The organism is Dactylosporangium fulvum, from assembly GCF_025137375.1.
Lineage (GTDB): Bacteria > Actinomycetota > Actinomycetes > Mycobacteriales > Micromonosporaceae > Dactylosporangium > Dactylosporangium fulvum.
Genome location: NZ_CP073720.1, coordinates 10,427,580 through 10,443,403, shown reverse-complemented (window position 1 = coordinate 10,443,403; position 15,824 = coordinate 10,427,580). Strand labels below are relative to the sequence as shown.

Annotated in this window: 14 protein-coding genes; 10 read left to right on the top strand and 4 right to left on the bottom strand. The window is 73.3% G+C overall.

Annotated features, from left to right (window positions below):
* Positions 1-19 precede the first annotated feature (19 nt).
* Genes Dfulv_RS48165 through Dfulv_RS48155 form a run of 3 tightly spaced genes read right to left on the bottom strand, consistent with a single transcriptional unit; the run spans position 20 to position 4,422 of the window.
* Positions 20-646, bottom strand: coding sequence for a phosphoribosyltransferase (locus Dfulv_RS48165; protein WP_259860489.1), 627 nt, complete (start codon positions 644-646; stop codon positions 20-22).
* Positions 647-655: 9 nt separating this feature from the next.
* Entirely contained in the window at positions 656-1,894 is a 1,239-nt protein-coding gene (locus Dfulv_RS48160) for a glycosyltransferase 87 family protein (RefSeq protein WP_259860488.1), read from the bottom strand.
* A complete protein-coding gene (locus tag Dfulv_RS48155) occupies positions 1,882-4,422 on the bottom strand; it encodes a putative bifunctional diguanylate cyclase/phosphodiesterase (protein WP_259860487.1) in 2,541 nt (846 codons plus the stop codon). Before Dfulv_RS48155 ends, Dfulv_RS48160 begins: the two co-directional genes overlap by 13 nt.
* A 399-nt stretch (positions 4,423-4,821) precedes the next feature.
* Here Dfulv_RS48155 and moaC point away from each other — a divergent pair, with 399 nt between their 5' ends.
* From moaC to Dfulv_RS48130, 5 genes are read left to right on the top strand one after another with little or no spacing between them, the layout of a single operon-like run.
* Positions 4,822-5,250, top strand: a complete 429-nt coding sequence (gene moaC / locus Dfulv_RS48150) for a cyclic pyranopterin monophosphate synthase MoaC (RefSeq protein ID WP_259869704.1) — start codon at positions 4,822-4,824, stop codon at positions 5,248-5,250.
* Entirely contained in the window at positions 5,247-5,714 is a 468-nt protein-coding gene (locus tag Dfulv_RS48145) for a MogA/MoaB family molybdenum cofactor biosynthesis protein (RefSeq protein WP_406567901.1), read from the top strand. The genes moaC and Dfulv_RS48145 overlap by 4 nt, the downstream gene beginning before the upstream one ends.
* A 54-nt stretch (positions 5,715-5,768) precedes the next feature.
* Positions 5,769-6,101: a hypothetical protein gene (locus tag Dfulv_RS48140; RefSeq protein ID WP_259860485.1), complete on the top strand. Its 333-nt coding sequence runs from the start codon at positions 5,769-5,771 to the stop codon at positions 6,099-6,101.
* Positions 6,102-6,131: 30 nt separating this feature from the next.
* Positions 6,132-7,328, top strand: a complete 1,197-nt coding sequence (locus tag Dfulv_RS48135; RefSeq protein WP_344403473.1) for a molybdopterin molybdotransferase MoeA — start codon at positions 6,132-6,134, stop codon at positions 7,326-7,328.
* A complete protein-coding gene (locus tag Dfulv_RS48130; RefSeq protein WP_259860484.1) occupies positions 7,325-7,738 on the top strand; it encodes a molybdenum cofactor biosynthesis protein MoaE in 414 nt (137 codons plus the stop codon). Before Dfulv_RS48135 ends, Dfulv_RS48130 begins: the two co-directional genes overlap by 4 nt.
* Before the next feature lie 3 nt (positions 7,739-7,741).
* On the opposite strand, the gene Dfulv_RS48125 is transcribed toward Dfulv_RS48130, so the two are convergent.
* Positions 7,742-8,311 carry a DoxX family protein gene (locus Dfulv_RS48125; protein WP_406568065.1) on the bottom strand — a complete coding sequence of 190 codons (570 nt, stop codon included), beginning with the start codon at positions 8,309-8,311 and terminating at the stop codon, positions 7,742-7,744.
* Between the two features lie 84 nt (positions 8,312-8,395).
* Between Dfulv_RS48125 and Dfulv_RS48120 the strand changes: the two genes are divergently transcribed.
* From Dfulv_RS48120 to Dfulv_RS48100, 5 genes are read left to right on the top strand one after another with little or no spacing between them, the layout of a single operon-like run.
* Positions 8,396-9,754, top strand: a complete 1,359-nt coding sequence (locus tag Dfulv_RS48120) for an SWIM zinc finger family protein (RefSeq protein WP_259860481.1) — start codon at positions 8,396-8,398, stop codon at positions 9,752-9,754.
* On the top strand, positions 9,751-11,280 hold the full coding sequence (locus Dfulv_RS48115) for a DUF5691 domain-containing protein (protein ID WP_259860480.1): 1,530 nt from the start codon (positions 9,751-9,753) through the stop codon (positions 11,278-11,280). The genes Dfulv_RS48120 and Dfulv_RS48115 overlap by 4 nt, the downstream gene beginning before the upstream one ends.
* Positions 11,277-12,407 carry an ATP-binding protein gene (locus Dfulv_RS48110; protein ID WP_259860479.1) on the top strand — a complete coding sequence of 377 codons (1,131 nt, stop codon included), beginning with the start codon at positions 11,277-11,279 and terminating at the stop codon, positions 12,405-12,407. The genes Dfulv_RS48115 and Dfulv_RS48110 overlap by 4 nt, the downstream gene beginning before the upstream one ends.
* The gene (locus tag Dfulv_RS48105; protein WP_259860478.1) at positions 12,400-14,670 is read left to right on the top strand and encodes a DUF5682 family protein; all 2,271 of its coding nucleotides are present in this window, start codon (positions 12,400-12,402) and stop codon (positions 14,668-14,670) included. Before Dfulv_RS48110 ends, Dfulv_RS48105 begins: the two co-directional genes overlap by 8 nt.
* Complete coding sequence (locus Dfulv_RS48100; protein WP_259860477.1) at positions 14,657-15,820, top strand: VWA domain-containing protein; 1,164 nt, start codon at positions 14,657-14,659, stop codon at positions 15,818-15,820. Before Dfulv_RS48105 ends, Dfulv_RS48100 begins: the two co-directional genes overlap by 14 nt.
* The last annotated feature ends 4 nt before the right edge of the window (positions 15,821-15,824 follow it).

Below are 15,824 nucleotides of genomic sequence, written 5' to 3'. Positions count from 1 at the left end.
CGAGAGCGCGGGCGGTGGCCTACGCCGCAGACAGGAGACGGGAGACCTCGGCGTCGGCGATCTGGCGGAAGTCGTCGTAGTAGCGGCTGACCGAGCCGAAATCCACTGCCGTCAGTGGGCAGATCACCTCGTCGGCCAGGTGGCGGAGGCGGTCGACCGCGGCCGCAGCGCCTACCGGGGCGGCCAGCACGACGCGGGTGGCGCCCAATGCACGGGCCACGACCACCGCGGCCTGCGCGGTGGCGCCGGTCGCCAGGCCGTCGTCGACGACCACGGCGACCAGGCCGGTGAGGTCCAGGTCGCCGCGGCCCAGGCGGAAGAGGCGTTCGCGGCGGGTGAGTTCGTGGTTCTCGTGGCGGATCACGGGCGCCATCTCGTCGGGCTCCAGGCGGGTCGAGATCTCCTCGTTGAGGACCTGCACGCCACCCGGGCCCACGGCGCCGAACGCCACCTCGGGCGCCCACGGCACGCCCAGCTTGCGCACGACGAGAACGTCCAGCGGGAGGCGCAGGCGGTGCGCCACCTCGGCGGCGACCGGCACGCCGCCGCGTACCAGTCCCAGCACGATGGCATCGGTGCGGCCGGTGTAGTGCGTGAGCCGGTCGGCGAGTGCCGCGCCGGCCTCGAGCCGGTTGCGGTAACCCATACCTCCTGTCTACGCCGTGGGGGCGGTCCGCGTCATGCGGTCGCGGGTCCGGTCCTCCGTATCGGCGTCGGTGTCCGCTGCGCGAGTGCGCAGTGACCCCCACAGGGCGAGGAACGCGGCGGGGTAGAGCAGGTATCCGAACCGTGTGGTCGGCGTGAGCATGATGGCGCAGGTCAGCCCCACGGCGACGACCAGCGCGGCGGCACCGGCACCGGCGGGCGGACGGCGCAGGAGCCACCAGCCGAGCGCCAGGGCCGCCAGAAGGAGTAGACCCAGGGAGATGTACTTCCCGGCGGGCAGCGCTTCGGCGATGAGATGCCCGGGCAGCGGCGACTGCGCGGGGCTGGTGACCAGGCCGTGCCCGGAGGGGAAGCGCAGGACGTTTTCGACGTAGGCGTCGAAGCCGGCCAGCAGTGGCGGCAGCAGGGCCAGGAGGGGGAGGCCGAATGCGCCTGAGGCGAACCGCCGTGCGGCCGGGAGGCGTCCGGTCCGCCAGGCGAGCAGCAGCAGTACCACGGCCACGGGCAGGGCGAAGAGCTTCAGGGCGCCGGCCAGGCCGACCGCCACTCCGGCGGCCAGGAACCGGCTGCGGGCCGCGAACGCGATCGCGAGCAGGGCGAGTGCCAGGACGGGCAGGTCGTCGCCGCCGGTCGCGAGCGTCAGTGTGCACAGGGGGAGGGCGAGTACGGCCTGTGCGACCAGGACGGTGGAGCGTGGGCGCAGGAGGCTCAGCGCGTACCAGATCAATCCCGTGGTGACGACGGCGAACCAGATCCTGGCATCGGTCCACCAGGCGGATCCGAGGGTGGCGCGCGGCAGGCCGAAGAGGGCCATACCGGGTTGGTACGGGGTGTAGCCGAGCAGTTGCTCACCGGTGGGCAGGGCGGCGATCGACGGGCGGTTGAGGTAGGGGGTGCCGGTGGCGAGCAGCCGTTCGCCGGCCTGCTCGACGACGAGGACCTCTTCCTGCGCGCGGTCGGTGCGCCCGCCGGCGCGCTGGACGGCCTGCGTGACGAGGGGCACGAGCGCCACGGCGACGTAGACGAAGCTGACGAGCCAGGTGCGCCGGATCAGGCCGGTGAGTGCGAGCAGCGCGGCGGCGGCATAGCCGAACCAGGCGATGGCGCCCCATGCGCGGTGCGGCATCAGTGTTGACGTCAGCGCGGTGACGCCGGCGAACGCGGCACAGAGCGCGTAGAAGCCGGCGTCGAGGAGGCGGGTGCGGCGGTCGATGGTTATGTCGACCATTCTCGCCCGGCCTCGCTCGGGCCCGGGCGGCGGGACCGGCGGGTGCGGGACATCCGGATGACGGCGCCGGTGTCGTGCAGCGGCGCGGCGAGGACGCCGTCGCCGCGCTGGAGAGCGGCGAGCAGCCGGTCGGCGGGCATGGCGCGGGCGAAGAGGTGTCCCTGCCCGGCTGGGCAGCCGAGCTCCCACAGTTGCTGGCGTTGCTCTTCGCGTTCGACGCCTTCGGCGACGACCACGAGGTCGAGGCTGCGGCCGAGGTCGATGGTCGAACGGACCACGGCGCCGGGGGCGGAGGCGTTCATGGCGGCGACGAAACTCCGGTCGATCTTCAGCTCGTCGACCGGGACCCGGGCGAGGGTGGCCAGTGACGAGAACCCGGTGCCGAAGTCGTCGAGGGCGAGCCGGATGCCCTGGTCGCGCAGGGCGGCAAGGACGTCGTCGACGACCTCGAGCTTGCTGAGCGTGACCGACTCGGTGAGCTCGATGACCAGTGCCGAGGAGGGGACACCGCGTGCGCCGAGGCGGCGGGCGACCGCGTCGGGGAAGGACGGGTCGAGCAGGCTGCGGGGCGAGACGTTGACGGCGACCGGGATGGGGTGGCCGTGGTCGGCCCAGAGGGAGACGGCCAGCAAGGCCTGGTCGAGGACGGCGTCGGCGAATGCGGCGAGCTGGCCGGAGCGTTCGATGGCGCCGAGGAAGCGGTCGGGGGCGAGGTCACCGCGGTCGGGGTGGTGCCAGCGGGTCAGTGCCTCGGCGGCGATGACCTGACCGCTGGCGAGGTCGACGATCGGCTGGAAGTTGACGGTGAACTGCCGCTCGGCCACGGCGCGGGCGAGGTCACCGCCGAGGGTGAGGGAGCCGACGTCGGCGGTGTCGCGGGCGTGTGCGTAGACGACGACCCGCTGGCCTTCCTGTTTTGCCTGGTACATCGCCACGTCGGCGCGGCGGAGGAGCTCGCCGATGCTGCCGCCGCTGGCGGTGGTGGTAACGCCGCAGCTGGCCTCGACACTGATCCGCATATCGTCGAGCTCGATCGGCGGGGCGAGCGCATCGAGGATCGCGTGGGCGCGGACCTCGGCGAGGGCGGGGGCGCTGAGGCCGACGAGGACGACGGCGAACTCGTCGCCGCCGAACCGGGCCACGAGGTCGCCGGGGCGGGCGGCGGCGGAAAGCCGCTCGGCGACGGCGGTGAGCACGCGGTCTCCGGCGGCGTGGCCGAGGGTGTCGTTGACCTCTTTGAAGTGGTTGAGGTCGATGAGCATGACGCCGACGATGCCGGCGGCGGGCACGGCGGAGAGGACCTCGTCGCCGTACTGCTGGAGACGCCGCCGGTTGGCGAGGTGGGTCAGCGGGTCCTGGGCGGCGGCGCGGGCGTGGCTCTCGGCGAGGCGTTGGGTCTCGGCGTGGGTGGCGGCGTTGCGGATGGCGGTGCACAGGGCGGCGGCGAAGGTCCGCAGTGTGTAGTTCTCCCGCTCGGACAGGTTGATCTGTCCGCGGAAGCGCAGGCGCAGCTCGCCGAGGTCGGCATCGCCGCGGTAGCTCTCCAGTGCGATCGAGATCATGAACCCGTCGGCGGTGGGTGCGTCGAGGGGGGCGCCGTCGAAGAGGATCTCGCGGCCGTTGCTGCGCACCAGGCGCGACTCGCCGCTGGGCGGCCGGATCTCCACCTCGGCCTCGTCCGTGGAGAACAGGTCGGCGGCGCGGCGGACGGCGGCGTAGAGGACCGCGGTCTGGTCGACGGAGTTGAACTCGTCGGTGGCCTCGGCGAGCCGCTGCCAGGCCTCGTCGCCCTGGCGGGCGCGGACCCGGTTGGCCGAGGTCAGGTGGATGGCGTAGACGAGCGGCGGGAAGACGAGGAGCAGCCATTCGCTGACCTGGTACGCGGCGACGGTCGCGATCGCCACGCCGAGTTGGCCGAGCCGGCTGATCGTCAGCGGGTTCCAGTGGGCCAGCAGCCGCTGGCGGTACGACGTGTGGGTGATGATGGCGACGAGCGCTCGTGCGATCAGCTCGTCGACCAGCGCGAACGCGACCGATCCGGCGGCCATGCCGGGGATGAGGCTGCCGATCGTGACGTCGTCGTGCAGCAGGATGGGCTGGACGCCGCAGGCGGTCGCGGTGAACGTGGTCGCCGCCGCGGAGAGTGTTGCCTTGGCGACATTGAAGCTGATCTTCATGGGATCGGTGCGCCGCTGCATCAGCTGATGGATGAACCAGCCGCACAGGGCGGACAGGATGACCATCGGCGGCGGCAGGAAGGCCGATGCCACGGCGCTGACCGCCGCGGTGGGCGCGCCGGAGGTCACGATGGATCGGACGCGGATCTCGATGAGGACGAATCCGCTGGCCACCATGGCCGCGATGGGTGCGATCATGTAGAAGGTGACGTTGCCGTAGTCGGCGACATGCCACAGCGACCAGAGACCGACGACCGCACCGCCGACGACGACGGGACCAACGAGGCGCCACAGGCGCCAGTTGGTCGCGTCGTCGGTTCGCGGTTGGTTCTGCATCACGTCTGCGCTCATCGTGTCCGATGGCGCCACCCGGTTGTCAACCCGCTGTGCGGGCTGCGGGTTCAGGCCCAGTCCCAGTTCTTCATCTCTGCCCCTAGGTCGCTTCGCGGAATTGACCCCCGTGCGCAGCAAGACATTTAAGACCATCAACGTCTTGCGTGTTGAACGAAGCCTAGGGTGCAGAACGCAAGTTGCCCAAGTCCATTTGTCGCAACCCTCATAGTTTGCGAAGAAGGGCAGGTATTGTCACGATTTGGTACAGAGAGTGTGACGCTGCGTTGAACTGCAGCGACGTGCGCTTTCCCTTAGCGTGCATGATCAACAGGGGATCCGTCGGACTCGCGGCGCCATGGATAAGCTCACTTCGTGGCCCAAGAGCTGACTCATGTGGACGCTTCGGGCGCGGCCCGGATGGTCGACGTCACCGCCAAGGACGTGACCGCCCGGCGGGCCGTCGCCGCAGGATCCGTCCGGACCACCGCCGAAGTCGTCGCGCTGTTGCGTGACGGTGCGCTGCCCAAGGGTGATGCGCTCGCCGTGGCCCGCATCGCCGGGATCATGGGGGCCAAGCGCACCCCTGACCTGATCCCCCTGTGCCATCCGATCGCCCTGCACGGTGTCACGGTGCAGTTGACGCTTCGTGACGATGTCATCGACATCGAGGTCGTCACCCGTACCGCCGACCGGACCGGGGTGGAGATGGAGGCGCTGACCGCGGTGGCCGCCGCGGGGCTCGCCCTGATCGACATGATCAAGGCTGTGGATCCCGCCGCCTCCCTGGACGCGGTGCGGGTCCTGCGTAAGGAAGGCGGGAAGACCGGACTGTGGGAGCGCTCGTGAAAGCGGTGGTCGTCGTCGCCTCCAACCGCGCAGCCGCCGGCGTCTACGTCGACACCAGCGGCCCGCTGCTCGTCGCGGGCCTGCGGGAACTCGGCTGCGAGGTCGGTGACCCGGTCGTGGTGCCCGACGGGCCGCCGGTCGAGGCCGCACTGCGGGCCGCCGTCGCCGACGGCGCCGACGTCGTCGTCACCAGCGGCGGCACCGGCGTCACACCCACCGACGCGACGCCGGAGATGACCCGGCGGGTGCTCGACTACGAGGTGCCCGGCATCGCCGAGGCGATCCGGGCGGCCGGCGCGGCCAAGGTGCCGACCGCGATCCTGTCCCGTGGCCTCGCCGGCGTGGCCGGCCGCACGCTCATCGTCAACCTGCCCGGCTCGAAGGGCGGCGCCAAGGACGGCCTGGCCGTGCTCGGCCCCGTCCTCGCTCACGCGGTCGACCAGCTCAGGGGCGGCGACCACTGACGGATACGGGTCAACACCGGTCCGCTTCATGGGTCGACCTGCGATCCTCGCGCAATGCGTCTCGACCCGGCCCGAATCGGTGCGCTCGCCGCCGCCGCTCTTTTGCTCGTGCCCCTGTCCGCCTGCTCCGGCAGCACCGTGAAGAAGAGCTGCAACGGCAACCGCTGCGAGGTCACCGTCAAGTCCTCCTCGTCGACCCAGACGAAGCTCTTCAAGCCCGAGCGGACGGTGTACTTCTCCAATCTGGCCGACGACAAGATCGACGTCCGTGAGGGAGGCACCACCCGCACGATCAAGGAGGGCGGCTCCGAGACGGTGGGCCGCGTGCGGGTCGAGGTGAAGGACGCCGACGTCGGCGAGGCCCACCTGGTGATCACCCGGAGCTGACCTGCGCGTGACAGGGTCTAGGCTCGACACGTGACGTTACCGATCGCGTGGGCCGATGCCCGCGAGGCGGTGTTCGAGGCGGGCTCGGCGGCGGCGCCGGGCCCCACGCCCGTCCCCCTCGTCGAGTCCGACGGCCTGACGCTCGCCGAGCCGCTGGTCACCCTGACCGACCTGCCCGCCTTCCCGACGTCCAGCGTGGACGGCTGGGCGGTCCGCGGTGACGCACCCTGGCGGATCGTCGGGCGGGTCCTCGCCGGTGACCACGCGACCCCGCTGGGCTCCCCCGGCACCTGTGTCGAGATCGCCACCGGCGGCATGGTCCCGCCCGGCACCGACGCGGTCATCCGGATCGAGGAGTCGAAGGTCGACGGTGACACGGTGCTCGAGGGCACCGCCCGCAAGACGCCCGACTGGCGGCGCCAGGGCGAGGAGGCGGCCCGCGGCGAGGAACTGCTGCCCGCCGGCACCCCCGTCACCCCCGGCGTCATCGGGCTCGCCGCGTCCTGCGGCTACGACACGCTGTCCTGCCGCCCCGCACCGAAGGCGGCGCTGCTGGTCTTCGGCGACGAGCTGCTCACCGCCGGCCTGCCCGGCGACGGGCGGGTCCGCGACGCCCTCGGCCCGTCACTGCCCTCATGGCTGCGCCGCGCCGGCACCGAGGTGATCCGCGTCCGCGGGCCGGTCGCCGACACGCTCGACGACCACATCGCGGCCCTGCAGAGCGCCGTCGACGCCGGCGCGCAGGTCGTCTGCACCACCGGCGGGACCATGCACGGGCCGGTCGACCACCTGCACCCGGCGCTCGCGGCCCTCGGCGCGAAGTATGTGGTGAACACCGTCGCGGTCCGCCCCGGGTTTCCGATGCTCGTCGCGCAACTGCCCGGCGGGCAGTTCGTCGCCGGGCTGCCGGGCAACCCGCAGTCGACGTTCGTCGCGCTGGTCTCGCTCGTCCTGCCCCTGCTCGCGGGCCTCACCGGGCGGCCGCTGCCGTCGCCCGGCACGGTGACACTCGGCGCCGACGTGCCCGGCCGGGGCGACTTCACGCACCTGGCGCTCGTCCGGCTGGTGGACGGCCAGGCCCACCCCGTCGCCCACGTGGGGTCGTCCATGCTGCGCGGGCTGGCGAGCTCGTTCGGCTTCGCGGTCATCCAGCCGGGGACGCAGGGGCGCGCGGGTGAGCAGGCACTGGTCGTACCGCTGCCGATTCTGGATGGAGAACGACCTTGATCACGGCGGTTGTCACGGCTGAGGTTCTCGACGTGACGGAGCACGAGCGGGCCGTCGAGAACCGCGCGGCCGGAGCGGTCGTGTCGTTCGCCGGTGTGGTGCGTGATCACGACGGTGGGCGCGGGGTGCTCGAGTTGGAGTACGAGGGGCACCCGAGCGCCGGGGAGATCCTGGCGGAGATCGCCGCGGAGATCGGTGCGGACCCGGCCGTGCACGCGATCGCGGTCTCGCACCGCGTCGGGCGGCTCGAGATCGGTGACGTGGCGCTGGCGGCGGCGGTGTCGACGGCGCACCGGGCCGAGGCGTTCGCCCTGTGCGCGCGGCTCGTCGACGAGGTCAAGGCCAGGCTGCCGATCTGGAAGCGTCAGGTCTTCACCGACGGCTCGGAGGAATGGGTCAACTGCCCCTGACCGTCAGGCGGGCAGCCGCCGCCCGGCCCGGGCGGCGCGCAGCGCGATCCGGGCATCGCGCCTGGTGGTCCGCAGCGCCCGCTGCGCCGCTTGCCCGATGTGGCCGGCCCGGTGGCCGGCGTGCTCTGCGGCGTGCCGCGTCCGCCAGGCGGCGTGCTCGGCGGTGTGCCGCGTCCGCCAGGCGAGCCCCGGGCGCCCTTCGTTGTCCAGCGCCGCGAACACCAGCCCGCCGATGATGCCGAGGTTCTTCAGGAACTGGACGCGCTGCGCGCCCCGCTGCGCCGGATCCTCGGCCTTCCAGAACGGGTGCCCGGCGATCGTCGTCGGCACCATCGACCCGGCCAGCAGCAGCGCCGCGGGCGTGGTCGCGTGCCCGGTGGCCAGGAGCAACCCGCCGGCGAACTGCGCGGCGCCGTTCAGGCGCACAAGGGTCTCCGGTTCGGTGGGTAGTCTCGGGTGTACCGCGCGGATCGTCGGCTCCAGCCGATCGGTGACCGGTCGCGCCTGATCGGCGAGTTTCGCCGGGTGGCGGGCCGCCTGCCAGCCCTGGACGACAAAAAGGGCGGCGAGCATCGAGCGGGCCACGGTGCGCACGGGTCTCATGACCGGTTCATACCCAGCCCCGGAATGTCGTACCCCCTCACTACGGTTGGCAGCATGGCCGAAACAACGACGGTCACCACGGTCTGGACGACCGATCAGGTGATGGCACTGGCACCCGACTCGTCCGCGCAGCGGGCGGCGCGCGGGCTGGCCGGCGACCGCGCCTGGTTGGAGACCGGCCTCAGTGCGAACGACGACCTGCCCCCGACCGTCTGGGGGCTCTGCCAGGGCAGCGGCTCGACGCCCTACCAGACCGCCGTCGATCTCACCGAGCCGGCGTTCAAGTGCACCTGCCCCAGCCGCAAGTTGCCCTGCAAGCACGCCCTGGCGCTGTTGCTGCGCTGGGCGTCGGGCAGCGTCGCCGACGCCATGGCGCCCGCCTGGGTGCAGGAGTGGCAGGCGTCCCGTGCCGCCCGTGCCGCCCGGAGCGTCCCGGCCACGCAGGTCGCCGACCGAGCCGGCGATGTTCCACGTGAATCCGGCACCCGAGCGGTGCCGAGCGAGAAGGCCCAGGCGCGGCGTGCCGATCGGATCTCGGCCGGCCTCGAAGAGCTCGACCGGTGGCTCACCGACCAGGCGCGGGCCGGGCTGGCGACGGTCGCGAAAAACGGCTACGCCCACTGGGACACCATGACCGCCCGGCTGGTCGACGCGCAGGCCACCGGTGCCGCCGGCATCCTGCGCCGCACCTCCGCCGTGACCGGTTCCCCCGAGCGCCTGCTCGGCGAGCTCGCCCGGCTCCGGCTGCTGATCGGGGGCTACCGGCGCCTCGGCGACCTGCCCGAAGATCTCGCCGCCAGCGTCCGCATGCGGGTGGGGCTGCCGATCGCCACCGAGACCGTGCTCGCCGGACCGACCGTCCGCGACCGCTGGCAGGTGCACGGAGTCCGGGACGAGATCGAAGACCAGTTGACCGTCCGCCGCGCCTGGCTGCGCGGTGTCGCGTCCGGCCGCCCGCTGCTCGTGCTGTCGTTCGCCGTCGCCGGGCAGTCGCTGCCGATCGACCTGCTGCCCGGCACCGAGATCGACGCCGACGTGTGCCTCTATCCCGGCGGCCAGCCGGCCCGGGCGCTCATCGCCAAGCGGCACGCGCCACCCGAGCGCATCCACGCCGTCGCGGGTGCCGAGGGCATCGAGGTCAACCTGCGCGCCCATGCCGAGGCGCTGGCCGGTGACCCGTGGCTCGACTACTGGCCGATGGTGCTCGACGCGGTCACCCCGGTCCGCGACGGCGCCGCATGGCTGCTCGCCGACGCCGACGGCAACGGGCTGCCGCTCGATCCGGCCACCGGCGAGCCCTGGCGCCTCGTCGCGGTGACCGCGGGCCGGCCCGCCACCGTCACCGCCGAATGGTCCGCGGGTGGCGTCCGGCCCCTGGGCGTCTGGTCCGACCGCCGGTTGGTGCGGCTGTGACCCGCCTGCCCGAATGGAGCGACGTGCTGGCCACAGCGCTGGTCGGCACCCAGCGGCGCACGCTGCCGCCCGCCGTCTCCACCGCCGACGACCCGGCCGAGGCACTGCTCGACGCCGCTGGGGCCCTGACGCTGTACCGGCGGGCGGGCGTCGCCCCGCGCAGCGGCCTGGAGCTGCCCGAGCCCGCGCCCGACGACTCCGGCATCCCGCTCGTGTCCTGGCCAGCCGCCGCGCGGGCCGCCGACCTGCTCGCCGTCGACGCGGTCGGCTACGGCACCAGCAACGCCGTGCCGGTCCGCGATGCCGACGGGCGCCTCGAACTGCTGGCCGAGTGGCTCGGCGCCGTCCACGGCCGGCGCGTGCCCGGCGAGCTGCTGCCCGCCCTGCTGGAGATCGGCCGCCGGCACCGTGCCCTCCGGCCGCTCATCGCCGCCGCCGGTGGGCCGCGCATCGCATGGCTGGCCGCGCAGCGGCCGGACTGGAGTTACCTTGGCGCCGCCGCCGTCGACGCGCCGGCCGACGACCCCGCAGTGTGGGAGCTCGGCGCCATCGGGCGCCGCGTCGGCTATCTCACCGCGCTGCGCCGCCGCGACCCCGTCAAGGCCCGCGACCTGCTCGCCGCCGCGTGGCAGGCCGAGACGCCGGAGGACCGGGCCGCGTTGCTCGGCGCGCTCGCCACCGGCCTGACCACCGGCGACGAGCCGCTGCTGGAGACGGGCCTCGACGACCGGCGCAAGGAGGTCCGGGTGGCGGCGGTCGAGTTGCTCGCCCTGCTGCCCGACAGCGCCTACGCGCAACGGATGACCGAGCGGTCGGCCGCCTGCGTGCGCGTCAGCGGCGGCCGCATCCTGATCAACCCGCCCACCACCTGCGACAAGGGCATGCGCCGCGACGGCATCGCGCCCCGCCCGCCCGCCGGGGTCGGCGAGCGCGCCTGGTGGCTGGAAGAGCTGCTCACCCGCACCCCGCTGCGGGTCTGGGGCGAGCCCGAGGAGTTCCTGCGCCTGCCCGTCACCGACGAGTGGGCCGCTGTTGTGCGCCGCGGGCTGGCCCGGGCCGCCGCCGCACAGCGCGAGCCGCGGTGGGCGACCGCGCTGACCGAGCAGCTCACCGAGGAGGTCGCCGCGGGCGGGCGCCCCGACGACCGGCTGCTGCTCGAGGCGCTGTATGACGCACTGCCCTCCGAGGCGCTGTCCACGATCGCCGTCGAGGTGCTGCGCCGCGGTCTTGTCGGCGCCGCCGCGGTCGGCGTCGAGCACGTGCTGGAGCTGTGCCCCCGGCCGTGGCCGTCGGCGCTCGTCGAGGCCGTGTTCGCCGCCCTCGACGACCTCGGCGGCCGGCGGTCGGCCGGCTGGCGCCTCGCGGGGCTGTGCGAGCTGGCCGCCCTGCGGCTGCCCGCCGACACCGCCGGGCGGGCCACCGCGCTCGCCACCGGCCTGCCCTCCGACGACCCGATGTCCTCCATCGTCGGCCGCTTCGCCGACACTCTCCGGTTCCGCCACGACATGCTCGAGGAGCTCGCGTGACCAGCACAGTCGATGTCACTGCCGCACACGTGGACGGCGCGCCCGTCGCCGAGTCGGTGCAGCGGCGGCACGCCGAGGACGAGTTCGCCGCCGAGCTGGCTGTCCTGGTCGCCGGTGACGACCGCCCGCGCCCACCGGGCTGGCGACTCTCCCCCGCCGCCGTCGTCACCTACCTGCTGGGCGGCGAGGCTGCCGACGGCACCGTGATCGTGCCGAAGTACGTCGGGCCGCGCCGCCTGATGGAGGTCGCGGTCGCCACGCTCGCCACCGACCGTGCACTGCTGCTGCTCGGTGTGCCCGGCACCGCCAAGACCTGGGTCTCGGAGCACCTGTCCGCCGCGATCAGCGGCGACTCGACGCTGCTCGTCCAGGGCACCGCCGGCACCCCTGAAGAGGCGATCCGCTACGGGTGGAACTATGCCCGCCTGCTCGCCGAGGGCCCGTCCCGCGCCGCGCTGGTGCCGAGCCCGGTCCTGCGGGCCATGGCCGACGGGCGGATCGCCCGCATCGAGGAGCTGACACGCGTGCCGTCCGACGTCCAGGACACGCTCATCACGATCCTGTCGGAGAAGACGTTGCCGGTGCCGGAGCTGGGCGAGGAGGTCCAGGCCCGCAAGGGGTTCAACGTCATCGCCACCGCCAACGACCGCGACCGCGGCGTCAACGAGCTGTCCTCCGCGCTGCGCCGCCGGTTCAACACCGTGGTGCTGCCGGTGCCCGCCGGGGTCGAGGAGGAGGTCGACATCGTCGCCCGTCGTGTCGCCGCGCTCGGCAAGGCCCTCGAGCTGCCCGAGCTGCCACCGGCCGTCGACGAGATCCGCCGGGTGGTCACCGTCTTCCGGGAGCTGCGCAACGGCGTCACCGAGGACGGCCGCACCAAGCTCAAGTCGCCGAGCGGCACTCTGTCGACGGCCGAGGCGATCTCCGTGGTCACCAACGGCATGGCGCTCGCCGCCCACTTCGGCGACGGGGTCCTGCGCGCCGGCGACGTCGCCGCCGGCATCCTCGGCGCCGTCGTGAAGGACCCGGTCTCCGACCAGGTCGTCTGGCAGGAGTACCTCGAGACGGTGATCCGCGAGCGCGAGGGTTGGCGCGACTTCTACCGGGCGGCCCGCCGCGGTGAGTGAGCCACTGCTGCTCGGCGTGCGCCACCACGGCCCCGGCTCGGCCCGGGCCGTACGGCGGGCGCTGGCCGCGTTCCAGCCCGAGATCGTGCTCATCGAGGGCCCGCCGGAGGCCGATCCGCTGGTGCCGATCGCGGGTGACGAGGACATGCGCGCCCCGGTGGCGCTGCTGGCCTACCCCGCCGACAACCCCGACCCGAAGCTGCGCGCCTCGTTCTGGCCGTTCGCCGAGTTCTCCCCGGAGTGGCAGGCGATCCGTTGGGCGGTGGCCCGGGAGGTGCCGGTCCGCTTCATCGACCTGCCGGCCGCCGTGCGCCTGGCCAGCAGCACCCCGGCGGCCCCGACGCCGGCGGACGACGCCGTGCGCGTCGACCCGATCGGCGCGCTGGCGGAGGCCGCCGGCTACGACGACCCGGAGCGCTGGTGGGAGGACGTCGTCGAGCACCGCCGGGACGAGGCCTCGCCCGACGTCGACGAGTTGCGTGCCGCCGCCGCGCCGTTCGCCGCGATCGCCGAGGCCATGACCGTCGTGCGGGCCCACGCGCCGGAGCCGCCGGAGGCCGAGCGGGTCGACGAGGAGCGGCGCGAGGCCCACATGCGCGTCGCGTTGCGGGCGGCGCTCAAGGAGCACGAGCGGGTCGCCGTCATCTGCGGTGCCTGGCACGTGCCCGCCCTGACCGCCCCGCTGCCGAGCGCGTCGGCCGACGCCGCCGTGCTCAAGGGGTTGCCCAAGGTCAAGGTGTCGATGACCTGGGTCCCGTGGACCCACGCTCGGCTCGCCTCCTGGCAGGGGTATGGCGCCGGGGTCCGATCCCCCGGCTGGTACCACCACCTGTTCACCGCTGTCGACCGCCACGTCATCGAGCGGTGGCTGGTCAAGGCCGCCGGCGTCCTGCGCAAGGACGGTGTGCCCGTGTCCAGCGCCCACGTCATCGAGGCCACCCGGCTCGCCGAGGCGCTCGCCACCATGCGCGGCCGGCCGCTGGCCGGGCTCGCCGAGGTCACCGACGCCGCCCACGCTGTCCTGTGTGACGGCGACGACCTGCGGCTCGGCCTGATCAACCGGCGGCTCGTCGTCGGCGACCGGCTCGGACGGGTGCCGGACAAGACGCCTTCGGTGCCGATCTCGCGCGACGTCGCGAGCAGCCAACGCCGGCTGCGGCTGCCGCCGAAGGTCGAGCGCCGCGAGCTCCGGCTCGACCTGCGCCAGACCTTCGACCTGGAGCGCAGCCGGCTGCTGCACCGGCTGCGCCTGCTCGGGGTCGAGTGGGGCAAGGTCCTCGCCGGGGCGAAGGGCAAGGGCACCTTCCGCGAAGAGTGGGAGATCGCCTGGCAGCCCGAGTTCGAGGTCGACCTGATCGAGGCCGGGGCCTACGGCACGACCGTGCTGGAAGCGGCGACCGCCCGGGTCGCCGAGCAGGCCGCCGCCGCGGAGACCCTCGCCGACGTGACCACGCTGGTGGAGCGCTGCCTGCTGGCCGACCTGCCGACCGCGCTGCCCGGCGTGCTCGACGCGCTCGACGAGCGGATGGCGCTCGACGCCGATGTCGCGCACTTGATGGACGCGCTGCCGGCGCTCGCACGCACGCTGCGCTACGGCGACGTGCGCGGCACCGACCTCTCGTCGTTGCGATCGGTCACCTTCGGCATGATCACCCGCATCTGCGTCGGCCTGCCGGCCGTGGTCGGCGGCCTCGACGACACGGCCGCGGCGGTGATGCGCGACCGCATCGACGGCGTGCACGGCGCACTGGCCCTGGTCGACGACGCGGACGCCGGCGCGCGCTGGCAGGCGGTCCTCGGCGGCCTGTCCACCCGCGACGACCTGCACGGCCTGCTCGCCGGCCGGACGAGCCGCCTGCTGCTGGACGTCGGCACCGTCGACGCCGAGGAGATCCGCGTCCGGATGGCGCTGGTGCTGACCGTGGGTGTTCCCGTCGCCCGTGCCGCCGCCTGGATCGAGGGCTTCCTCGCCGGCGACGGGTTGCTGCTGGTCCACGACGAGCGCCTCCTGGGCCTCGTCGACGCCTGGCTCACCGGCATCCCGGCGGAGGCGTTTGTTGAGGTGCTGCCCCTGCTGCGGCGCACCTTCAGCGGCTATCCCGCCCCGCAGCGCCGCATGATCGGCGAACGTGCCGCCACGATCGACACCACCGGCGCCCGGCGCCGCAGCGAACCCGACGACCTGATCGACCCCGATCGCGGCGCGCTGCTGCTGCCCGTGGTCACCAAGCTGCTCGGGAAGGAATTGCATGTCACCGGATGACGGCGACGAGCGCCTCCGCCGCTGGCGGCTCGCGCTCGGCGGCGCGCCGGACGCGGAGGGCACCGGCTATGGCCTGAGCGGCGACGACGTCGCCGTCGACGCGGCACTCGGCGCGCTCTACGACAACGCCGGCGACGGCACGCCGGTCCAGCGCGGCGCCGGCCTCGGCGCGTCGGCACCACGTGTGGCGCGCTGGCTCGGCGACATCCGCAAGTACTTCCCCTCGACCGTCGTGCAGGTCATGCAGGCCGACGCCATCGAGCGGCTCAACCTGACCCGGCTGCTGCTCGAGCCCGAGATGCTCGACGCGGTCGAGCCCGACGTACACCTGGTCGGCACGCTGCTGTCGCTCAACCGGGTCATGCCCGACAAGAGCAAGCGTGCCGCCCGCAAGGTCGTCGCGAAGGTCGTCGCCGAGCTGGAGCGGCGCGTCGCGCAGCCGACCCGCACCGCGCTGAGCGGCGCGCTCAACCGTGCCGCGCGGACCAGCCGGCCGCGCCACCACAACATCGACTGGGACAAAACGATCCGCGCCAACCTCAAGCACTACCAGGTCGAGCACCGCACGGTGGTGCCGGAGCGGCTCATCGGCTACGGCCGCCGAGCGCAGTCGGTGCAGCGTGACATCGTGTTGTGCGTCGACCAGTCCGGTTCGATGGCGGCATCGGTCGTCTATTCAGGGGTCTTCGCGGCAGTACTGGCATCGATGCGTTCCCTGAAGACCTCCCTCGTCGTCTTCGACACCGCGGTCGTCGACCTGACCGACCGCCTCGCCGATCCGGTCGACGTGCTGTTCGGCACGCAGCTCGGCGGCGGCACCGACATCAATCGCGCGATCGCCTACGGCCAGCAGCTCATCACCCGACCGCGGGACACCATCTTCGTGCTGATCAGCGACCTTTACGAGGGAGGCGTACGGGACGAGATGCTGCGCCGCGTGGCCGCCATGACCGCCTCGGGCGTCCAGGTCATCACCCTGCTGGCCCTCTCGGACGAGGGCGCTCCGGACTACGACCACGAAAACGCCGCGGCCCTGGCGGCGCTGGGCGTTCCGGCGTTCGCCTGCACGCCGGACGTGTTCCCCGAGCTGATGGCGGCGGCGATCGAACGCCGCGACCTGCGCTCGATCATCGAGCGCACCAAGTCATGAACCA